Origin of the sequence: Sphingomonas abaci (genome assembly GCF_014199625.1) — a bacterium.
In the GTDB taxonomy this organism is placed as follows: Bacteria; Pseudomonadota; Alphaproteobacteria; order Sphingomonadales; family Sphingomonadaceae; genus Sphingomonas; species Sphingomonas abaci.
Map to the genome: position 1 here is coordinate 192,959 of NZ_JACHNY010000002.1, position 19,556 is coordinate 212,514.

Annotated in this window: 16 protein-coding genes; 11 read left to right on the forward strand and 5 right to left on the reverse strand. The window is 69.4% G+C overall.

Annotated features, from left to right (window positions below; genetic code table 11):
• Nucleotides 1-32 precede the first annotated feature (32 nt).
• The 5 genes from GGQ96_RS06045 to GGQ96_RS06065 all read left to right on the forward strand — a co-directional run bounded on the left by GGQ96_RS06045 (nt 33) and on the right by GGQ96_RS06065 (nt 5,762).
• Nucleotides 33-1,301, forward strand: coding sequence for an Nramp family divalent metal transporter (locus GGQ96_RS06045; RefSeq protein WP_184112622.1), 1,269 nt, complete (start codon nt 33-35; stop codon nt 1,299-1,301).
• Nucleotides 1,302-1,314: 13 nt separating this feature from the next.
• The gene (locus tag GGQ96_RS06050) at nt 1,315-2,271 is read left to right on the forward strand and encodes an MDR/zinc-dependent alcohol dehydrogenase-like family protein (RefSeq protein WP_184112624.1); all 957 of its coding nucleotides are present in this window, start codon (nt 1,315-1,317) and stop codon (nt 2,269-2,271) included.
• Entirely contained in the window at nt 2,264-3,256 is a 993-nt protein-coding gene (locus tag GGQ96_RS06055) for a Gfo/Idh/MocA family protein (RefSeq protein WP_184112625.1), read from the forward strand. Before GGQ96_RS06050 ends, GGQ96_RS06055 begins: the two co-directional genes overlap by 8 nt.
• 78 nt (nt 3,257-3,334) lie before the next feature.
• Nucleotides 3,335-4,570, forward strand: a complete 1,236-nt coding sequence (locus tag GGQ96_RS06060) for an NAD(P)/FAD-dependent oxidoreductase (RefSeq protein WP_184113190.1) — start codon at nt 3,335-3,337, stop codon at nt 4,568-4,570.
• 67 nt (nt 4,571-4,637) lie between these two features.
• Entirely contained in the window at nt 4,638-5,762 is a 1,125-nt protein-coding gene (locus tag GGQ96_RS06065) for an oxidoreductase (protein ID WP_184112627.1), read from the forward strand.
• Nucleotides 5,763-5,953: 191 nt separating this feature from the next.
• Here GGQ96_RS06065 and GGQ96_RS06070 read toward each other — a convergent pair whose 3' ends face one another.
• Nucleotides 5,954-6,136, reverse strand: coding sequence for a CsbD family protein (locus tag GGQ96_RS06070; RefSeq protein WP_184112629.1), 183 nt, complete (start codon nt 6,134-6,136; stop codon nt 5,954-5,956).
• A gap of 182 nt (nt 6,137-6,318) precedes the next feature.
• Between GGQ96_RS06070 and GGQ96_RS06075 the strand changes: the two genes are divergently transcribed.
• Nucleotides 6,319-7,500 carry a sensor histidine kinase gene (locus GGQ96_RS06075; RefSeq protein ID WP_343058939.1) on the forward strand — a complete coding sequence of 394 codons (1,182 nt, stop codon included), beginning with the start codon at nt 6,319-6,321 and terminating at the stop codon, nt 7,498-7,500.
• Nucleotides 7,501-7,504: 4 nt separating this feature from the next.
• Here the strand turns inward: GGQ96_RS06075 and GGQ96_RS06080 are convergent, their stop codons facing one another.
• Nucleotides 7,505-8,857 carry a cation:proton antiporter gene (locus GGQ96_RS06080; protein WP_184112632.1) on the reverse strand — a complete coding sequence of 451 codons (1,353 nt, stop codon included), beginning with the start codon at nt 8,855-8,857 and terminating at the stop codon, nt 7,505-7,507.
• Nucleotides 8,858-9,033: 176 nt separating this feature from the next.
• On the opposite strand from GGQ96_RS06080, the gene GGQ96_RS06085 reads away from it, so the two are divergent.
• Genes GGQ96_RS06085 through GGQ96_RS06095 form a run of 3 tightly spaced genes read left to right on the forward strand, consistent with a single transcriptional unit; the run spans nt 9,034 to nt 11,292 of the window.
• Nucleotides 9,034-9,279 carry a type II toxin-antitoxin system Phd/YefM family antitoxin gene (locus tag GGQ96_RS06085; protein ID WP_246360195.1) on the forward strand — a complete coding sequence of 82 codons (246 nt, stop codon included), beginning with the start codon at nt 9,034-9,036 and terminating at the stop codon, nt 9,277-9,279.
• A complete protein-coding gene (locus GGQ96_RS06090) occupies nt 9,279-9,776 on the forward strand; it encodes a PIN domain-containing protein (RefSeq protein WP_184112640.1) in 498 nt (165 codons plus the stop codon). The genes GGQ96_RS06085 and GGQ96_RS06090 overlap by 1 nt, the downstream gene beginning before the upstream one ends.
• A 4-nt stretch (nt 9,777-9,780) precedes the next feature.
• Nucleotides 9,781-11,292 (forward strand): tryptophan halogenase family protein, encoded by a 1,512-nt coding sequence (locus tag GGQ96_RS06095; protein WP_184112642.1) that lies wholly within the window; start codon nt 9,781-9,783, stop codon nt 11,290-11,292.
• A 7-nt stretch (nt 11,293-11,299) separates the two neighbouring features.
• Here the strand turns inward: GGQ96_RS06095 and GGQ96_RS06100 are convergent, their stop codons facing one another.
• From GGQ96_RS06100 to GGQ96_RS06110, 3 genes are read right to left on the reverse strand one after another with little or no spacing between them, the layout of a single operon-like run.
• Entirely contained in the window at nt 11,300-13,087 is a 1,788-nt protein-coding gene (locus GGQ96_RS06100) for an AMP-dependent synthetase/ligase (protein WP_184112644.1), read from the reverse strand.
• Between the two features lie 59 nt (nt 13,088-13,146).
• A complete protein-coding gene (ggt, locus tag GGQ96_RS06105) occupies nt 13,147-14,841 on the reverse strand; it encodes a gamma-glutamyltransferase (protein WP_184112646.1) in 1,695 nt (564 codons plus the stop codon).
• Nucleotides 14,842-14,881: 40 nt separating this feature from the next.
• Entirely contained in the window at nt 14,882-15,922 is a 1,041-nt protein-coding gene (locus GGQ96_RS06110) for a quinone-dependent dihydroorotate dehydrogenase (RefSeq protein ID WP_184112648.1), read from the reverse strand.
• A gap of 134 nt (nt 15,923-16,056) precedes the next feature.
• On the opposite strand from GGQ96_RS06110, the gene GGQ96_RS06115 reads away from it, so the two are divergent.
• Together GGQ96_RS06115 and GGQ96_RS06120 are read left to right on the forward strand one after the other, a co-directional pair.
• On the forward strand, nt 16,057-18,969 hold the full coding sequence (locus GGQ96_RS06115; RefSeq protein ID WP_184112650.1) for a M16 family metallopeptidase: 2,913 nt from the start codon (nt 16,057-16,059) through the stop codon (nt 18,967-18,969).
• 116 nt (nt 18,970-19,085) lie between these two features.
• Nucleotides 19,086-19,556 carry an SUF system Fe-S cluster assembly regulator gene (locus GGQ96_RS06120; RefSeq protein WP_184112652.1) on the forward strand — a complete coding sequence of 157 codons (471 nt, stop codon included), beginning with the start codon at nt 19,086-19,088 and terminating at the stop codon, nt 19,554-19,556.

Sequence of the window (19,556 nt, forward strand, 5' to 3'; positions counted from 1 at the left end):
GCGCACCGCCGGGACCCGCGCTAGCCGGATGCATGGCACGCGACACAACCGGCAGGACCGGCTTTTTCCGAACGATCGGCACCGGCATCATCACCGGCGCGGCGGACGACGATCCGTCGGCGATCGGCACCTATGCGGCGGCGGGGGCGCGGTTCGGCTTCGGCTTCCTGTGGATCGCGCCGGTGCTGCTGCCGATGATGTTCGTCGTCACCTATCTGTCGGCGAAGCTGGGGCGGGTGTATGGCAAGGGCCTGTTCGCGGCGGTGCGCGACCGTTATCCGCGCTGGTTGCTCTGGCCGCTGATGCTGGGGGCCTTCGCCGGCAACGTCATCGAGGCGGCGGCCAATCTGGGCGGCGTCGGCGCGGCGCTCAACCTGCTCGTGCCGTTGCCGGTGCCGGCGCTGGTGGTGATCGTCGCCCTGCTGGTGATCGGCTTCCAGCTGTTCGGCAGCTACCGTCTGCTCCGGCGCATCTTCCGCTGGCTGACGCTGGCGCTGTTCAGCTACGTCGCCGCCGCGATCCTGGCGCATCCGGACTGGCTGGCGGTGGCGCGGGCGACGCTGGTGCCGCGCGTGCAGTTCGATGCCGCCTTCCTGTCGATGATCGTCGCGTGCATCGGCACGTCGCTGTCCGCCTATGTCTATACCTGGCAGTCGAACCAGGAGGTCGAGGAGCAGATCGACCAGGGGAGGACGACCGCGGCCGCGCGGCGGGGCGCGAGCTCGGCCGAGCTGGCCCGGTCGCGTCGCGACGTGTTCGTCGGCATGATCTTCGCCAACCTCATTCTCTATTTCATCATCCTGTCGACCGCCACGACGCTGCATCCCCAGGGGATACTGCACGTCGACAGCGCGGCGCAGGCGGCGCAGGCGCTCGAACCCCTGGCGGGGTCGGCGGCGAAGCTGCTGTTCGTTCTGGGCGTGGTCGGCGTCGGCTTCCTGGCGGTGCCGGTGATGACGACGGGCGCGGCCTACGATCTGGTGCAGGGGGTGGGGGCCAAGGGCGACCTTCACGCCCGCATCGGCGAGGCCAAGCTGTTCTACGGCGTCATCGCGCTGGTCACCACGGTCGCGGTCGGGCTCAACTTCCTTGGGTTCAACCCGATGAAGGCGCTGGTCTGGTCGGGGATCGTGCAGGGCTTTTCGGTACCGCCGCTCCTCTGCGTCATGCTGCTGATGTGCAACGATCGTGGCATGATGGGCGACCGGGTCAACCGGCGCACCACCAACATCCTGGGCGGGGTGACGACGGCGGCGACCTTCGCCGCGACCGGCAGCCTCGTCTACACATGGTTCAGCTGATCAAGGAACAGGCATGAAAGCAGCGATACTGGTCGGTCCGGCGCGGTTCGAGATCGCCGAGGTCGACCGCCCCGAGCCCGGCCCCGGCGAGGTCCGGGTGCGGCTGGAGGGAACGGGCGTCTGCGCCTCCAATGTCGAGCCATATGAGGGCCAGCCCTGGTCGAGCTTCCCCGGCGCGCCGGGCGGCCTGGGCCATGAAGGTTGGGGCGTGGTCGACGCGCTGGGCGAGGGGGTGACCGCGCCCGCGATCGGCGCGCGCGTCGCCTTGCTGTCGGAACGGGCCTTTGCCGAATATGACGTCGCACCCGCCGAAGCACTGGTCGAATTGCCCGAGGCGCTGGCGGGCCGACCCTTTCCGGGTGAACCGGTGGCCTGCGCGATGAACATCTTCCGCCGCAGCGACATTCACGCCGGCCAGACGGTGGCGATCGTCGGCATCGGCTTCCTGGGCGCGATCCTGACCCGGCTGGCGACGGACGCCGGCGCGCGCGTCATCGCCATCTCGCGCCGGCCGGAGTCGCTGGCGCTGGCGCAGGCGTTCGGCGCGGCGGAGACGATCGCGATGGACGATCACTGGGCGATCATCGAACAGGTGAAGCAACTGACAGGCGAACGCTTCTGCGAGCGGGTCATAGAGGCGGTCGGCAAGCAATGGCCGCTCGACCTCGCCTCCGCCTTGGTCGGCATGGGCGGCAAGCTGGTCGTCGCCGGCTATCACCAAGACGGCCCGCGCCAGGTGAATATGCAGGACTGGAACTGGAAGGGGATCGACGTGGTCAACGCGCACGAGCGTGACCCCGCCGTCCACCGCCAGGGCCTGCGCGAGGCGGTGGCGGCGGTGGCGAGCGGACGGATCGACCTCGACCGGCTGCTCACCCATGTCTATCCGCTCGACCGGCTGGGTGAGGCGATCACCGCGACGCGCGACAAGCCGGACGGGTTCGTCAAGGCGCTGGTGACCTATGCATAAGCCGCGCCTGGGGTTCCTCGGCACCGGCTGGATCGGCCGGCATCGCCTGGGCGCGATCCATGCGGCCGATTGCGCGACGATCGTCGCGGTCGCCGATTCTTCGCCCGAGATGGCGCGGGCGGCGGCGGAGGCGGTCCCCGGCGGGGTGGTGGTCGCCGATCTCGACGCAATGCTGGCGCAAGGATTGGACGGTCTGGTCATTGCCACGCCCAGCGCGCTGCATGCCGGCCAGGCGATCCGCGCGCTGGAGGCTGGCGTCGCGGTGTTCTGCCAGAAGCCGCTGGGTCGCGACGCGGCGGAGACGGCGAGGGTCGTCGCGGCGGCGGAAACGGCGAACCGGCTGCTCGGCGTCGATCTGTCCTATCGCTTCACCCAGGGTATGACGGCGATCGCCGATCTGGTCCGGCGCGGCGAACTGGGCCGGGTGTTCGCGATCGACCTGGTGTTCCACAACGCCTATGGCCCGGACAAGCCGTGGTTCTACGACCGGGCGCAATCGGGCGGCGGCTGCGTCATGGACCTGGGGATCCATCTGGTCGATCTGGCCTTGTGGGCGACCGGGTTCCCGGCGGTGACCCGGACCCAGGCCAGCCTGTTCGCCGGCGGCGCACCGCTGCACGGGCGCGACGCGGTCGAGGATTATGCCGTCGCCACGCTCGACCTGGCGGACGGCGCGGTGGTGCGGCTGGCCTGTTCGTGGCGCGTCCATGCCGGGCGCGACGCGGTGATCGAGGCGAGCTTCTATGGCAGCCAGGGCGGGGCGACGCTCCGCAACGTCGATGGCTCCTTCTACGATTTCGTCGCGGAGCGGCATCGCGGCACCGCGCGCGAGACGTTGGCCGAGCCGCCGGAGGATTGGGGGGGGCGCGCCGCCGTCGACTGGGCCAGGCGCCTGGCGGCGGGCGCGCGTTTCGATCCCGAGGCGCGGCACTTCGTCGCGGCGGCCGAGGCGCTCGACCGGATCTACGCCGCTGCCGGGGCGTGACGCGGTGCCGCTTCCCCGTCAATGGATCGGACTCTAAGGACGGGCAGGGACGAGGGGATAGGGAACGGGCGGCCGATGATGCAAGAATTCGACGTGGTGATCGTGGGCGGCGGCCATGCCGGCGCGCAGGCCGCGATTGCGCTGCGGCAGGAAAAGTTCGGCGGCTCGGTCGCGTTGCTGACTGCCGAGGCCGACGCGCCTTATGAACGGCCGCCTTTGTCCAAGGACTATCTGTCGGGCAACCGGTCGTTCGACCGCATCCTGATCCGCCCCGAAGCCTTTTGGCGCGAACGATCGATCGCGCTGCGCACCGGCACCCGTGTGGCCGCGGTCGACCCGGCGATGCGGTGTGTGCGGACCGAGACGGGCGAGGCTATCGGCTATGGCGAGCTGATCTGGGCGGCGGGCGGCGATGCCCGTCGGATCGCCTGTCCCGGCCACGACCTGGCCGGCGTCCATTCGGTGCGCAGCCGCGCCGATGTCGACCGCTTGGTCGCCGAACTGCCCGCCGTGCGCGAGGTGGTGGTGATCGGCGGCGGCTATATCGGGCTGGAGGCGGCGGCCGTCCTGGCCAAGGCCGGCAAGGCGGTGACGCTGGTCGAGGCGCAGGACCGGGTGCTCGCCCGCGTCGCCGGGCGCGACCTGTCGCGCTTCTACGAGGACGAGCACCGGGCGCACGGCGTCACCGTGCGCCTGAACGAGCGCGTGTCCTGCCTGGAGGGCGAGACCCGGGTCGGCGGCGTGCGGCTGCACGACGGCACGCTGTTGCCGGCGCAGATGGTGATCGTCGGTATCGGCATCGTGCCGGCGGTCGCGCCGTTGCTGGCGGCGGGTGTCGCGGGTGGCCCGGCCGGGGTGGGTGGCGTTCTCGTCGATGCGCAGTGCCGCACCGATGTCGCCGGCATCCGCGCGATCGGGGATTGCGCCGCCCATGCCAATGCCTTTGCCGATGGCGCCGTGATCCGGTTGGAGTCGGTGCAGAACGCCACCGACCAGGCGGCGGTCGCGGCGCGGGCGATCGTCGGGCGCGACGTCGCCTATCATGCCGTGCCGTGGTTCTGGTCGGACCAGTATGACCTGAAGCTGCAAACGGTCGGCCTGTCGGCGGGACATGACGAGACCGTGCGGCGCGGCGATCCGGCGAGCCGCAGCTTTGCCCTTGTCTATCTGCGCCAGGGACGGGTCATCGCGCTCGACTGCGTCAATGCGATGAAGGACTTCGTGCAGGGCCGCGCGCTGGTGACGGCAGGAGCGATCGTCCCGCCCGACGCCCTGGCCGATCCGTCCCTCCCGCTCAAAACCCTCCTGATCTGAGCCAGTCGACCGGGCACCGATGCCGTCGCCATGCGTAGGTGCGGCGCACCGTAACAGGAGGCGGGATGTGAATAGTCCGCAATTATTCCAAGGCCTTGATGTGGGTCCGCTGCGGCTGGACAATCGCATCGTCATCGCACCCATGTGCCAGTATTCGGCCGAGAATGGCTGCATGACCGACTGGCATCTGATCCATCTCGGCCATCTCGCCTTGTCCGGCGCGGCGCTGCTGACGATCGAGGCGACCGCGGTCGTGCCCGAGGGGCGGATCACCTATGCCGATGTCGGGCTGTGGGACGATGCGACCGAGGCGGCGCTGGCGCGAGTGGTGGCGGCGGTGCGGCGGCATTCGCCGATGCCGATCGCGATCCAGCTCGCCCATGCCGGACGCAAGGCGTCGACCGACCTGCCCTGGCGCGGTGGCCGCCAGATTTCCCCAGACGCTCCGAATGGCTGGCAAACGGTCGCGCCCTCCGCCTTGGCGTTCGAAGCGGGGGAGGCTGCGCCCACCGCGCTCGATCGGGACGGCATCGCACGGCTGCGCGACGCTTTTGTCGAGTCCGCCAGGCGCGCGGTGCGGATCGGCATCGATGCGATCCAGCTTCACGGCGCGCATGGCTATCTACTCCACCAGTTCCTGTCGCCGCTCTCCAACCGGCGCGACGACGACTATGGCGGATCGCTGGAGAACCGGATGCGTCTGCCGCTCGAGATCTTCGACGCGGTGCGCGCCGCCGTTCCAGACCGCGTGCCGGTGACGATGCGCGTGTCGGGCACCGACTGGGTCGAGGGCGGTTGGGACATCGAGCAGACCATCGCCTTCGCACAGGCGGTGGAGGCGCGCGGCTGTGCCGCCATGCATGTGTCGAGCGGCGGGCTGGACCCGCGTCAGCAGATACCGGTCGGCCCCAGCTATCAGGTTCCGCTCGCCCGCGCGCTGAAGCAGGCGGTCGCCATTCCCATCGTCGCGGTGGGCCTGATCACAGACTACGAGCAGGCGGAGGCGATCGTCGCGACCGGCGATGCTGACCTGATCGGGCTGGCGCGCACCATTCTCTACGATCCGCGCTGGCCCTGGCATGCCGCGGCGCATCTGGGCGGACGGGTCCGCGCGCCGGACCAGTATCTCCGCTCGCAACCGCACCGGTTCAAGGATCTCTTCGACGTGCCGACCAGCGATACGGGCATGTAGCGAGAGGTTCGCTGAACCCAAACGGCGTCCCGACGAAAAGCGGAACCATCGCGAAGGTCGAGGTTCCAAGTTCACTGCCCTTCACTCCGCCCCGCGCGAGAGCGGTGTGGTGGGCAGTGCAGACAATGGCACTACGGAAAGGGGCGCCCGCTCGCCGCGAACGCCCCTGCCTGTCTCGCCAATCGGCCGGGTCAGATCTTGTCGCCGAGCGCGCCCTTGACCGAACCCTTGACGTCCTGACCGGTGCCCTTGAGCTGCTGGGCTTCACCCTCGGCGCGCAGATGATCGTTATCGGTGGCCTTGCCGACGGCTTCCTTGACCGACCCTGCGATCTTGTTGCCAGCCGCCGCAATCTTGTCGGACATCTCGCCCATCCATCTATCCTTTGTCATGCCGGTCGATACGAACCGGATGCAAGTTAAACGAGATCAAGCAACGACGGTTCCTTACCGGACCGTGCAGCGGCCCGACGGCGCCCCGGACTTTACCTGTCCCCGCACGCTGCTAATAACCCGCCGACCTTCCCGACACAGGGGGCAGGCGAGTGGAGTAGGGCGTGGCGATCATCGAACAATCCCCTGGCGACGACGGCATCACCGCGCCTTCGCCCGGCGAGCTCCAGTATCGCCTGCACCAGCAATCCGTTCTCGCCGACTTTGGGATCGAGGCGCTGCGGGCGCGCGAGCTCGACCCGATGTTGCGCCGCGCCGTCGAACTTTGCGCGCGAGGCATGCGCTCCTCTTTCGCCAAGCTGCTGGAGTACCAGCCCGACAAGGGCACGCTGCTGGTGCGCGAGGGCGTCGGCTGGCGCGACGGCGTGGTCGGCACGGTGGAGATGGCCAGCGATGCGCAATCACCCGCCGGCTTCGCCTATCATTCGGGTGAGGCGGTGATCTCCAACCATCTCGAAAATGAGGAACGCTTCCGCACCCCCGCCTTCATGGCCGAGCACGGCATCTGCCGCGCGATCAACGTCCTGGTCGAGGCGGGCGGGCAGAAATATGGCGTGCTGGAGGTCGACAGCGCCGAGCAGGGCCAGTTCGAGGCCGCCGACCTCGCCTTCATGCAAGGCTTCGCCAATCTGATCGGCGTCGCGATCGAGCGGCAACATGCCGAACACCGGCTTGCCGCCGCGATCGAGCATCAGGAACTGCTGACCCGCGAGGCGAGCCACCGGGTCAAGAACAGCCTGGCGCTGGTGTCGGCCATGCTCAACCTCCAGATGCAGGAGGATGAGGATCCGCGCATCGCCCGGCTGCTCGGCGACGCACAGGCGCGGATCACCGCCATCGCCCAGGCGCACGACCGGCTGTGGCGCGGGCAGCAGGTCGGCATCGTCGCGCTCGACGAACTGGTCTGCGGCATCGTCGCCAATCTGGCCGAGCAGGCCCGTCTCGACACGGTGGCGTGCGACATCTGCGCGGCGGACCTGAACGCCGACATCGCCATCCCGGTCGGCCTGGCGGTGACCGAGCTGGTCACCAACGCGATCAAATATGCTGCCGATGCCGGTCCGATCGCCGTTAAGCTGAAGCAGGAGGCGGCGGAGTTCGTGCTGACCGTCACCGACCGGGGGCCGGGACTGCCGGCGGATTTCGACTTGAAGGCGATGTCGCGCGAGAGCCTGGGGATGCGGATGATCGCCAGCTTGGCGCGGCAGCTGCGTGGGGCCCTCGACTTCGCGGATGCCGGGCCGGGGACGCGCGTGACGTTGCGCTTCCCCGACCCGCGCCACTAAGCGTTCAGGCGGCGGCGGCGCCCAGCTCGCCGCTCGCCCGCGCCCGGCGGCCATAGACCCATTCGAACAAGGGGCTGGCCATCATCGTCGTGACGATCGCCATGAGCACCAGCATCGAGAAGAGCGTCGGGCCGATGATCCCCTTGCTCAGGCCGATATTGATGATGATCAGCTCCATCAGCCCGCGCGAATTCATCAGCGCGCCGATGCCGAGCGCGGTGCGATTGTCCTCGCCGCACGCGCGCGCCGCGAGGTAGCAGGCGCCGAACTTGGCGGCGATCGATGCGGCCAGGATGCCGAGCGCGATCAACAGCAGCGACGCCGAATTGACCATGTCCATCCGCGTGTTCAGCCCCGAATAGGTGAAGAACATCGGCAGCAGCAGCACCACCGCCAGCGGCTCGACCTTGCGCTTCAGCTCGGCGACGAACAGCCCCCGTGGCATGAACACGCCTAGGATGAAGCCGCCGAAGATGCCGTGCACTCCGATCGCGTCCATGATGAAGGACGAGAAGCAGAACAGCATCAGCGTGATCGCCAGCACGTTCATGCTCATCTCGCCCCGCGCCTCGACCGCGCGGCCGAGCGGGGCGAGCAGTCGGCGTCCGAAGGCGAGCAGGAAGCCGACATAAAGGATCGCCCCGCCGATCGCCAGGATCGCGACGCCGCTTCCGCCCCCGAAGGTTGCGAGCACCACCGCCAGCACGCACCAGGAGGCGGCGTCGTCGAACGCGCCCGCGGTCAGCGACAAGGTGCCGAGCGGGCTGTCGGCCAGCCCGCGCTCATTGATGATCCGCGCCAGCATCGGGAAGGCGGTGAGCGCGATGCACGCGCCCAGGAACAGCGTCGCGCTGCCGGTGCCGATATTGGGCGCGAACAGGCCTGGCACGGTCAGCAGCATCGGCGTGATCAGCGCCGCGATCAGGAAAGGCGCGGCGATGCCGGAGGCGGACACCGCCATCGCGCTCTTCGCCTTGGACTGGAAATGATCGAGCCGCAGCGTCAGCCCGACCAGGAACATGTAGATCGCCACGCCGAGCTGCGCGCCGGCATAGAGGATATTCTTGGTTTCCTTGGGAAAGATCGCCGCCTGTAGGTCGGGCGCGAACAGGCCGAGCAAGGACGGGCCGAGCAGCACGCCTGCGATCATCTCGCCCACCACTGGCGGCTGCGCCAGCACGCGCTGCGCGAACCAGCTCACCAGCCGGCAGGTCAGGATGATGATCGCGAGCTGGAGGAAGAAGTGGATGCTGTAGTCGCCGGGCACATAGCTGCTGGCGCTCGCCGGCACCGCCGGCCCGTGCGCGGACAGCATCCCCCCGGCGACGTGCCGGAAACTGTCGATCATGTCGTTCATCGCTCTCCCCGGTCCCCCGGTTTCCGGTGTTCGGTCGGGTTGAAGGCCAAGCGGCTGGCGAGCGCAAGCCATGTTCCCCCACGTTTGCGACGATTTCCGGGAGCGCTACCGGGATTGTGGCTTGGCGGAAACAGCGTAGGTACGTACCTACAGGAAAATCCCCGGACAGGTGCGCGATGAAGATGCTGAGCAGCCGTGCGTTCAACCAGGATGTCAGCCTCGCCAAGCGACTCGCGCGGCTCGAACCGGTGTTCATCACCGATCGCGGTCGGCCGACCCACGTGTTGATCGGCATCGAGGCGTTCCGGCAGATGGCCGGGCAGGGGGACAGCATCGTCGACCTGCTGGCGGCCGAAGGCGAGGCGCTGTCCGAACCACCCCCGGCCGCGCGCTGGATGCGCGGCGGCAGCCGGACGCGCTGATGTACCTGCTCGACACCGTGATCGTCGGCGCGCTGAAACAGGCGCGCAGCGGCGGGGCTGATCCCGGGCTGGCGCTCTGGGCGGGGGGCGTGCCGCGCCAGGAGCTGTTCCTGTCGGTAGTGACCCTGCTCGAGTTGCAGGCCGCAGCGGAGACCGGCTCCCGACGCAAGCCGGGCGGGGAGGGCGGCATGACGCTGGCCGCCTGGATCCGCGACCGGGTGCTGCCGGCGTTCGAGGGGCGCGTCCTGCCGGTCGACCTGGCCGTGGCGAAGCGCGCCGGCGCGCTGGCCTATGCGGAAATGCGGGACGCCCTGCTGGTCGCGACCGCCCTGGAGCACGGCCTGACCCTCGTCACCGCCGATCCGGCCGCCTATAAGGTCGGGCGGCCCAAGCTGTTCTGCCCGCTCGGCTATACGCCGCAGGAGCCGGAGGAGGATTGGCGCGAGGCGGCGCGCGGCGGATCGCAGTGGTTCCGCAACCTGTTCGTGAGGATGTGAGGGGATGACGGACGGGCGCTCGATCCTGATCGTCGGCGGCGGCACCGCCGGCTGGCTGACCGCCGCCTATCTCGCCCGGCATCTGGCGGCGGCGCGGCCGTCCGTTTCGATCGCCCTGCTCGACGCACCGGAGATCGGCCCGATCGGCGTGGGCGAGGGCGCCTTTCCGACGATCCGGGCGACGCTGCGCTATCTGGGGATCGAGGAGGGCGCGTTCCTGCGCGCGGCCGGAGCCAGCTTCAAACAAGGCATCCGCTTCGACGACTGGCTCCATGCACCCGCGGATGGCCGGCGGCATCGCTACGTCCACCCCTTCGAGCCGCCCTATCGATCGGAGGAGGTCGATCTGGTCGCGCACTGGCTGGCGCAGGACCCGGCGACGCGCCCGCCCTTTGCGGAGGCGGTGACGATCCAGCACCGGGTGGCCTCGGCGGGGCGGGGCCCGAAGCAGGCGGCCGAGACGGGCTATGACGGACCGCTCAGCTATGCTTATCATTTCGACGCCATCCGGCTCGGGCGGCTGCTCGCCGAGCGGGCCGGGGCGCTGGGCGTGCGGCGGCTCGACGGGCGGCTGGTGCGCGCGGAGCGGACGGCGGATGGCGCCATTGCTCATCTGGAGACGGAGCCGCACGGGGCTCTGTCCGCCGACCTCTATATCGACTGCACCGGGCAACGGGCCGCCATAATCGGCGAGGGGCTAGGCGAGCCGTTCCTGTCGGTGCGCGACCGGCTGTTCACCAATCGCGCGCTGGTCTGCCGCCTGCCCTATGAACGTGAAGACGCGCCGTTGCCCACGATGACGATCGCCACCGCACATGAGGCGGGTTGGACATGGGACATCGGCACCGCCGAGGCGCGCGGGATCGGCGCGGTCTATTCGGACGATCATATGAGCGGCGACCAGGCCATGATGGTGCTGGCGGCCTATACCGGCGTGGCGCCGGATCGGCTGGACGTCCGCACCCTCGGCTTCGAGCCCGGCTATCGGCGGCGGCCCTGGGTTGGCAATTGCGTCGCGGTCGGCCTGTCGGGTGGTTTCCTGGAGCCGCTGGAATCGACCGGCATCCTGCTGATCGAGGCGGCGGTGGCGATGATCGCCGAACTCTTCCCCCATCATGGTCCGGTGCCAGCTCCCGCCGCGCGGTTCAACGCGCTGATGACCGCGCGCTACGAGGCGATCGCCGATTTCCTGAAGCTGCATTATTGCCTCAGCCGGCGGACCGAGGCGTTCTGGCGGGACAATCGCGCGGTCGGCTCACGTTCCGATCGGCTGTCCGGCCTGCTCGACCAGTGGCGCCACCGGCCGCCCAACCGCTTCGACTTCACGCTGGATGTCGAGAGCTTCGCCTTCTTCAACTACCAATATGTGCTCTACGGCATGGACTGGGCCGGCGACGCCGCGTCGCTGCCGCAAGAGGGTGGCGCGCAGATCCTGCGCAAGCTGCGCCAGTTCGGCGATCACGCCGCCGCTGACCTGCCGGGCCACCGCGAGCTGGTCGCGGCGCTGCGGCGGTGAGGGCGGGCTATCCCTTGTACAGCGCGTCCAGCCGCTCGCCATAGACCTGGCGCAGGATGTGGCGGCGGATCTTCAGGCTGGGGGTGAGCTGCTCGTTCTCGATCGCGAAGGGTGCGTCGGCCAGGATGAAGCGGCGAATCCGCTCGGTCACCGACAGGTCCTGGTTCACCCGCTCCACCGCCTGGCCCAACGCGGTGCGATATTCGCTATTCTCCGCCAATCTGTCGAAGCGGCAGCTGTCGCCGTTCCTGGCGCACCATTCCTGCGTCCATTCCGGATCGGGCACGATCACCGCAACCATGTAGGGACGGCGGTCGCCATGGATCATCGCCTGGGCGATCTCGGGCTGCAGGGTTAGCATCCCCTCGACCTTCTGGGGTGCGACATTCTCGCCCTTGTCGTTGATGATCAGGTCCTTCTTGCGGTCGGTGATGCGGATACGGCCCGCCGCGTCGAACTCGCCGATGTCGCCGGTGTGCAGCCAGCCGTCTTTCAGCACGCGGGCGGTTTCGGCGTCGTTGCGCCAATAGCCGTGCATCACCAGTTCGCCGTGCACCAGGATCTCCCCATCGGCGGCGATCCGCACCTCGGTATTGGCGAGCGGCGGCCCGACGGAATCCATCGTCACCCCCGCCGAGGGGCGGTTGCACGAAATGACCGGCGCCGCCTCGGTCTGGCCATAGCCTTGCAGGAAGGTGACGCCCAACGACTGGAAGAACTCGCCCACCTCCGGCGTCAGCGGCGCGCCGCCGGAGATCATCGCCTTGATCCGGCCGCCGAACTTCTTCGCGATCTTCGGCTTGAACACGGCATCGACCAGCAGCGCCTTGGGACGGTCGACCAGCCGCAGCCCGCCCGTCTTGCGCCGTGCGCCGATCTCCAGAGCGGCGGCGAACAGCCGGGCGGACAGGCCGCCCTGCCTCTCGATCGCTTTGGTGATGCGGGTGCGCAGCACCTCGAACAGGCGGGGGACGACGAACATGATCGTCGGCCTGACCTCCTCGATATTGGCGGCGAGCTTGTCGAGCCCCTCGGAATAGTAGATCTGCCCGCCCATGCCGATCGGGAAATGCTGCCCGCCGGTATGTTCATAGGCGTGGCTGAGCGGCAGGAAGGACAGGAACACCTCGTCGCCCCAGCCGAAATCCTCCGCCACCACCGCGCTGCAGCCGGCGACATTGTGCAGTATCGCACCATGATGCTGCATCACCCCGCGCGGCGCGCCGCCGGTGCCGCTGGTGTAGATGATGCAGGCCAGGTCGTCGCGGCCGAAATCGGCGCGCCGGGCGGCGGTGGCGGGATCGGTCGGATGGTCAGCGATCAGCTTGCGCCAGTCGTGAAAGTCCAGCCCGGCGGCGGGCGCGCGCATCTCGTCGATGCCGATCACGATCTGGCCTTGGTTGGACTTGAGCACCGCCGGCATCAGCACCTTGGCAAGCTTGGCGGTCGATACGATGATCGCGCAGGCGCCGCTATTCTCCAGGATGTGAAGATGGTCGCGTTCGGTATTGGTGACATAGGTCGGCACCGTGACACAGCCGGCCGCCATGATTGCTAGGTCCGACAGGCACCATTCGGGCCGGTTCTCCGCCACTAGCATCACCCGGTCGCCGCGTTTCAGCCCCAGCGCCTGGAGCGCGGTGGCGAGGCTGGCGACTTGGCGCGCCGCCTCGGCCCAGCTGGTCGGCTGCCACGCGCCATCGGCCTTGCGCCAGAGGAAGGGGGCATCGCCCTTCTCCGCGGCGCGGGCGAAGAACATCGCGACCAGATTGGGGAAATGCTCCAGCGTCCGCATCGTCTCTCCTTTCGCGCGTTCGTTGCGAACGTCGCGCGTGCCTTGTCGTGCCGTGATCGTTATTCGGGCAGCGCGGTGCCGACGCTGCGCGGGTCGGCCGCGCCCACCCAGCCGCGCGGCGTCCACTCGACCGCGTTGGCCTTGAGGCCGAGCTTGCCGATCGTCACCCGGTGGCCGAGCTTCTCCAGCGCGGGCTTCATCGCGGCGAGCCAGGTGCCCTGCTCCAGCACCAGACCGTCGGCATTGAAGAAGATCAACGGCGTGCCCAGCGCCTCGCGCGCCGGCATGCCCCAGTCGAGATGCGCGATCAGCGCCTTGGCGACCTGCATGATGATCGTCCGCCCGCCCGCCGCGCCGACCGAGAAGATCGCCTTGCCGCTGCGGTCGTAGACGATGGTCGGGGCCATGGACGACAGCGGCCGCTTGCCTCCCTCCGGCCGGTTGGCGACGGGGGCGCCGTCCTTTTCCGGCGCGAAGGTGAAGTCGGTGAGCTCGTTGTTGAGGACATAGCCATTGGCGATCAACTGGCTGCCGAACGGACCCTCGACGGTCGACGTCATGGTCGCGATGTCGCCGCGTTTGTCGACGGCGATGAAGTGGGTGGTGGCCGGCACCTCCGACGACAGCGCCGCCGTCATCCGGCCCGCTCCCGCCGGATGGCCGGGCGCATAGGTGCCGAGTGCATGGTCGGGCGCGATCAGTGCGGACCGTTGCCGCAGATAGGCGGGCGCAAGCATGCCAGCGATCGGATTGTTCACAAAGGCGGGGTCGCCCAGATAGGTGTCGCGATCGGCATAGGCGAGTTGCATGGCCTCCGCGATCAGGTGCCAGGCGACGGGCGAGTCCTTGCCCAGCTTGCGCAGGTCGAACCGCTCCAGCATCCCGAGGATCTCGAGGACGGTGACGCCGCCCGAGGAGGGCGGGGCCATGCTGCAGATGCGGTATCGGCGATAGGTGCCGCAGACGGGCGCGCGCTCGATCGCGCGATAGCCGGCGAGATCGGCGGCGGTCATGCTGCTCGGCGCGACCCGGCTCTGCGTCGCGACGCGCAGCAGCTCGGTGGCATTGTCGCCGGTGTAGAAGGCGTCCGGTCCCTGTTCGGACAGGGTACGCAGCAAGGCGGCGAGGCGGGGGTTCTTGATCGTCTCGCCGACCTTGGCGTCGCCATAGAGCGCGCGGGCATCGTCGAAATTGGTGTTGGCCCAGATCGGCGAGACGATGCGGACGCCGTTCACCAGCGGCGGCGTCGCGGCATATCCCTGTTCGGCCAGCCGGATCGCGGGCTGGAACAGCGCCTTCCATGGCAGCTTGCCCCAACGCTTGTGCGCCTGCGCCAGCAGCCGGACATTGCCGGGCACGCCGACCGAGCGCCCGCCGGGAAAGGCCTGGGCGAAGGGCAGGGGCTGGCCGTCCGGCCCCAGGAACAGGCGCGCGGTGTCCGCGGCGGGGGCGGTCTCGCGACCGTCGATCGTCTCGACCTTGCCCGTCCGGCCGTCATTATGGACCAGGAAGCCGCCGCCGCCGATGCCGGAGGATTGCGGCTCGACCACGGTCAGCGCCAGCATCATCGCCATCGCCGCGTCGGTCGCGGTCCCGCCCTGGCGCAGGATCGCCTGGCCCGCCTCGGTCGCGCGCGGATCGGCGGAGGTGACGACGCCGCGCGCCGGGGCGACGGATTGTGCGGCGGGCGCCGCCTGAACGGCGGGGGTGGCAAGCGGCGCGGTGAGCGCGGCGGCGAGCAACAGGGTCTTCATTGCATCAAACCCTAGCGTCCGCGTCGGCCCGCGCAACCCGTCAGCCCGCCGCCACGGCGTCTGCCAGCACGGCGAAGCCGTCGCGGGCGAGCAGCGCGTCCAGCTCGCGTGCGATGCGGCCGGGCAGACCGGGGCCTTCGTAGACCATCGCCGAATAGAGCTGGATCAGGCTGGCTCCGGCACGGATACGGGCATAGGCCTCCGCGCCGCTGTCGATCCCACCGACCGAAATCAGCGGAATCGCGCCGCCGCTCGCCGAGCGTGCCTCCGCCAGCTTCGCGCGGGCGAGAGGGGCCAGCGGCGCGCCAGACAGGCCGCCCGTCTCCGTTGCATTGGGCGAGCGCAGCGACGCCGGGCGCGAGACGGTGGTGTTGGACACGATCAGTGCATCGATCCGCCCGTCGATCGCGGCCCGTACGATCGCGTCCAGGTCGGCGCGGTCGAGATCGGGCGCGATCTTCAGGAACAGCGGCCGCTGGCCCGACGCCGCACGCGTCGCGGTCAGCAATTCGCCGAGCAGCGGTTGCGCCTGCAGGTCGCGCAGGCCCGGCGTGTTGGGCGAGCTGATGTTGATGGTCAGGTAATCCGCCAGCGGCGCGGCGGCGGCGACGCCCTTGGCATAGTCGGCGATGCGATCGGTCGAATCCTTGTTCGCGCCGACATTGATGCCGAGCAGCCCGCGTCGCTTGCCGTTCATCGCGGCGACCCGCGCCAGCCCCGCGTCCAGCCCGCCATTGTTGAAGCCGTAGCGGTTCACCACCGCCCGATCCTCGGGCAGGCGGAACAGGCGGGGTTTCGCATTGCCGGGCTGCGGGCGCGGCGTCAGCGTCCCGATCTCCACCGCGCCAAAGCCCAGCCCCAGGAAGCCGGCGATCGCCTCGCCATCCTTGTCGACCCCGGCGGCGAGGCCGACCGGATTGGCGAAGTCAAGGCCGGCGACGGTCGTGCGCAGCCGGGGGAAGCGGTCGGGCGCGGTGCCGAACGGCGTTCCCGCCTTGCCCCAAGCGGCAAGCGAACGGACGGTAAGCATATGTGCGCGCTCGGCGTCGATCGCGAAGAGAGCGGGGTGGTACCAGGCCATGCCGGCCCTTTCGCATTCCCCGCCGCAGCGGTCAAAGCGCCAGCCGGTTTTTCTCCGCGTCCGGCGAGCGCTCCTACCCATATGGGCAGGAAAGCATTGGCCCCGGCCATCGCAACGGGGTAAGGGCGGTGGCCATGGCGTCCTTGTCACGCGCGTTCCGCGTCTCCGTCCTTTCCCTCCTCGTCACCACGGCACCGCTGGTCGCCCAGACCAGCCGGACCAAGGCACGCCCTCCGGCCGCTGCGCCCGCCGCCGCGCCGGCGACCCCGGCGGTCCCGGTCGACACCTCCGCCTGGCTGTACAAGGGCAGCGACATCACACCCGATCCGGCCTGGCGGTTCGGCACCTTGCCCAACGGCCTGCGCTACGCGGTGCGCAAGAACGGCGTGCCGCCTGGCCAGGTGTCGGTGCGCGTCGCGATGGACGTCGGTTCGCTCTACGAGCGCGAGAACGAGCGCGGTTTCGCGCATTTCATCGAGCACCTGTCATTCCGCTCCAGCGCCTATGTCCCCGATGGCGAGGCGAAGCGGGTGTGGCAGCGGCTGGGCGCGACCTTCGGCTCGGACTCGAATGCGCAGACCACGCCGACCCAGACGCTCTACAAGCTCGACCTGCCTTCCGCGTCCGAGGCGGGGCTGGACGAGAGCCTGCACATCCTGTCGGGAATGATGGCCAAGCCGATCCTGTCCGATGCCTCGGTCAATGCCGAGCGACCGATCGTGCTGGCCGAACGGCGCGAGCAGCCGGGCCCGCAGGTCAAGTTCCAAGACGCGCTGCGCGAGACCTTCTTCGCGGGCCAGCCGCTCGCCGACCGCTCGCCGATCGGGACGGAGAAGACGCTGCTGGCGGCCGACGGCGCGAGCGTGAAGGCGTTCCATGACCGCTGGTATCGGCCGTCGCGCGCGGTGGTGATCATCTCGGGCGACATGGACCCCGCGATCTTCTCGCGGCTGATCGTCAAGAATTTCGCCGGCTGGCAGGCGAACGGCCCCGACGTGCCCGCGCCGGATTTCGGCAAGCCCGATCCCGGCAAGCCAGCCACCGCGACGCTGAGCGAGCCCGGCCTGCCGGCGATCGTCGCCACCGCCGTGCTGCGCCCCTGGCAGTTCAACGCGGACACGGTCCTGTTCAACCAGAAGAGGATGGTCGACACCGTCGCCGCGCGGCTGGTCAGCCGCCGGCTGGAACAGCGCGCGCGCGGCGGTGGCAGCTATCTTCAGGCGCAGGTGTCGGTCGATGACGAGTCGCGCTCGGCCAACGGCACCTTCACCACCATCCTGCCGGTCGGCAACCAGTGGGAGGCGGCACTGAAGGATGTGCGCGCGGTGGTGGCCGACGCGATGAAGACGCCGCCCACCCAGGCCGAGATCGACCGTGAGCTGGCCGATTACGACACGATCATGCGGACCATGGTCGAGACGTCGCGCGTCGAGGCCGGGGCCAAGCAGGCCGACGACATGGCCGGCGCGCTCGACATCCGCGAGACGACGACCTCGCCCGAAACCTCCTATCAGATCTTCAAGGATGCGCGCGCCAAGGGGATGTTCACGCCGGACACGGTGCTGGCCTCGACGCGCAAGATATTCGCCGGCCACGCCACCCGCGCGCTGGTCAACACGCCGACCCAGGAGGCGAACGTGCCCACGCGCCTGGCGGCGGCCCTCAAGGCCGATGTCAGCGGGCTGGCCGGCGCACGGCGCGTCCAGGCCGCCGTCGATTTCTCCAAGCTGCCGTCGCTCGGCGCGCCGGGCAAGGTGGTGCAGCGCGAGGCGATGCCCGATATCGGACTGGAAAAAGTGGTCTTCGCCAATGGCGTGCGGCTGCTGGTCTTCTCGAACCCGGCGGAGACGGGCCGCGTCTATGTCCGCGCGCGCTTCGGCGGCGGCTATGGCGAACTGCCGGCGAAGACGAGCACGGCGACCTGGGCGGCGGATACCGCACTGGTCGCCAGCGGCATCGGGACGCTCGACCAGGGCGACCTGGAGTCGCTGTCGGCGGGTCGGCGGATCGGGCTGGATTTCGGCATCGACGAGGATGCGTTCGTGCTGGCGGCGATGACCTCGCCGGCGGATTACCATGACCAGTTGCGGCTGATGGCGGCGAAGCTCGCCGCGCCCGGCTGGGACCCCGCTCCGATCGCCCGCGCCAAGGCGGCGGCGCAGGCGGCGCAATCGGGGATGCGCGCCTCGCCGACCGCAGTGCTGAGCCGCGACCTGGAGGGGCTGCTGCGCGACGGCGACCCGCGCTGGGCCGCCCCAACCAGCCAGGAGATCGCGGCGCTGACCCCCAAGCGCTTCCGCAAGACCTGGGAGCCGGTGCTCGCCTCCGGTCCGGTCGAGGTGATGGTGTTCGGCGACGTCAAGACCGACGAGGCGATCGCCGCTGTCACCGACACGTTCGGCGCGATGGCGCCGCGCCGCAACGAGGCCGGACCACCGCTGACCGTGCGGTTTCCGGCGCATGTCGCGACGCCGGTCGTGCGCACCCATGACGGGCCGGACAGCCAGGCGGCGGCGGTGATCGCCTGGCCGACCGGCGGCGGCATCGCCGAGATCCGCACCAGCCGCCAGCTCGACATCCTGGCGCAGATCTTCTCCGACCGGCTGTTCGAGCGGCTGCGCCAGGAATCGGGCGCGAGCTACAGCCCCTCGGTCACCAGCCAGTGGCCGGTCGGCAGCACCAGCGGCGGCAAGATCGTCGCGATCGGGCAGGTGTCGCCCGAGAATGTGCCGCTGTTCTTCCGCCTGTCGCGCGAGATCGCGGCGGACCTGGCGAAGAACCCAATCGGCGCGGACGAGCTGGAACGCACGATCAAGCCGATGGGCCAGCAATTGCTGCGTGCCTCCACCTCCAGCCAGTTCTGGCTGGGGCAGATGGGCGGCGGCACCTATGACCCGCGCCGCTTGGCGGCGGTGCGGTCGCTCGGCTCGGACCTGATGACGACGACGCCGGCCGAACTGCAGGCGCTGGCGGCGCGGTACCTGCGCCCCGACGCCGACTGGACGATGGAGGTCTTGCCCAAGGCCAAGGCGCCCGCCGCACGGTGATCCGGCGAGCGCGGTTCCACGGGAAACGCGCGAGTCGTTCGCAAAGATAGTGGTTGATTCCGGCGGTGCGCTGCACCATCTGGCTAATCGGAACAAGATGGTCCGATTAGCTTTCCATGCGCCTTTCGTCTCTCTCTGACTATGCCGTCGTGATGATGTCGGCCGCCGCGCGCCATTGCGGCGGCGTGCGGCTGAACGCGACGCTCCTCGCCGAGGAGACCGGTGTGCCGCTGCCGACCGCGCAGAAGCTGGTCAGCCGGCTGTCCTCGGCCGGGCTGCTGGAGAGCACGCGCGGCACCGGCGGTGGTTTCCGCCTGTCGCGTCCGCCAGCGGCGATCAGCCTGGCCGATGTGATCGAGGCGGTCGAAGGGCCGATCGCGCTGACGGCCTGTGTCGAGGAAAGCCGGCATGACTGCGCGATCGAGGGCAGTTGCCGCGTCCGTCCGCACTGGACGGTGGTCAACACCGCCGTTCGCGGTGCGCTGGCCGGCGTGTCGCTCGCCCAGCTTTCCGTCGAACCCGTATCCCAGTCCGCCCCCCATAACGCGATCAGCCGCGCGCCGGCCCTGGCCGGGGCTCAGGAGTAA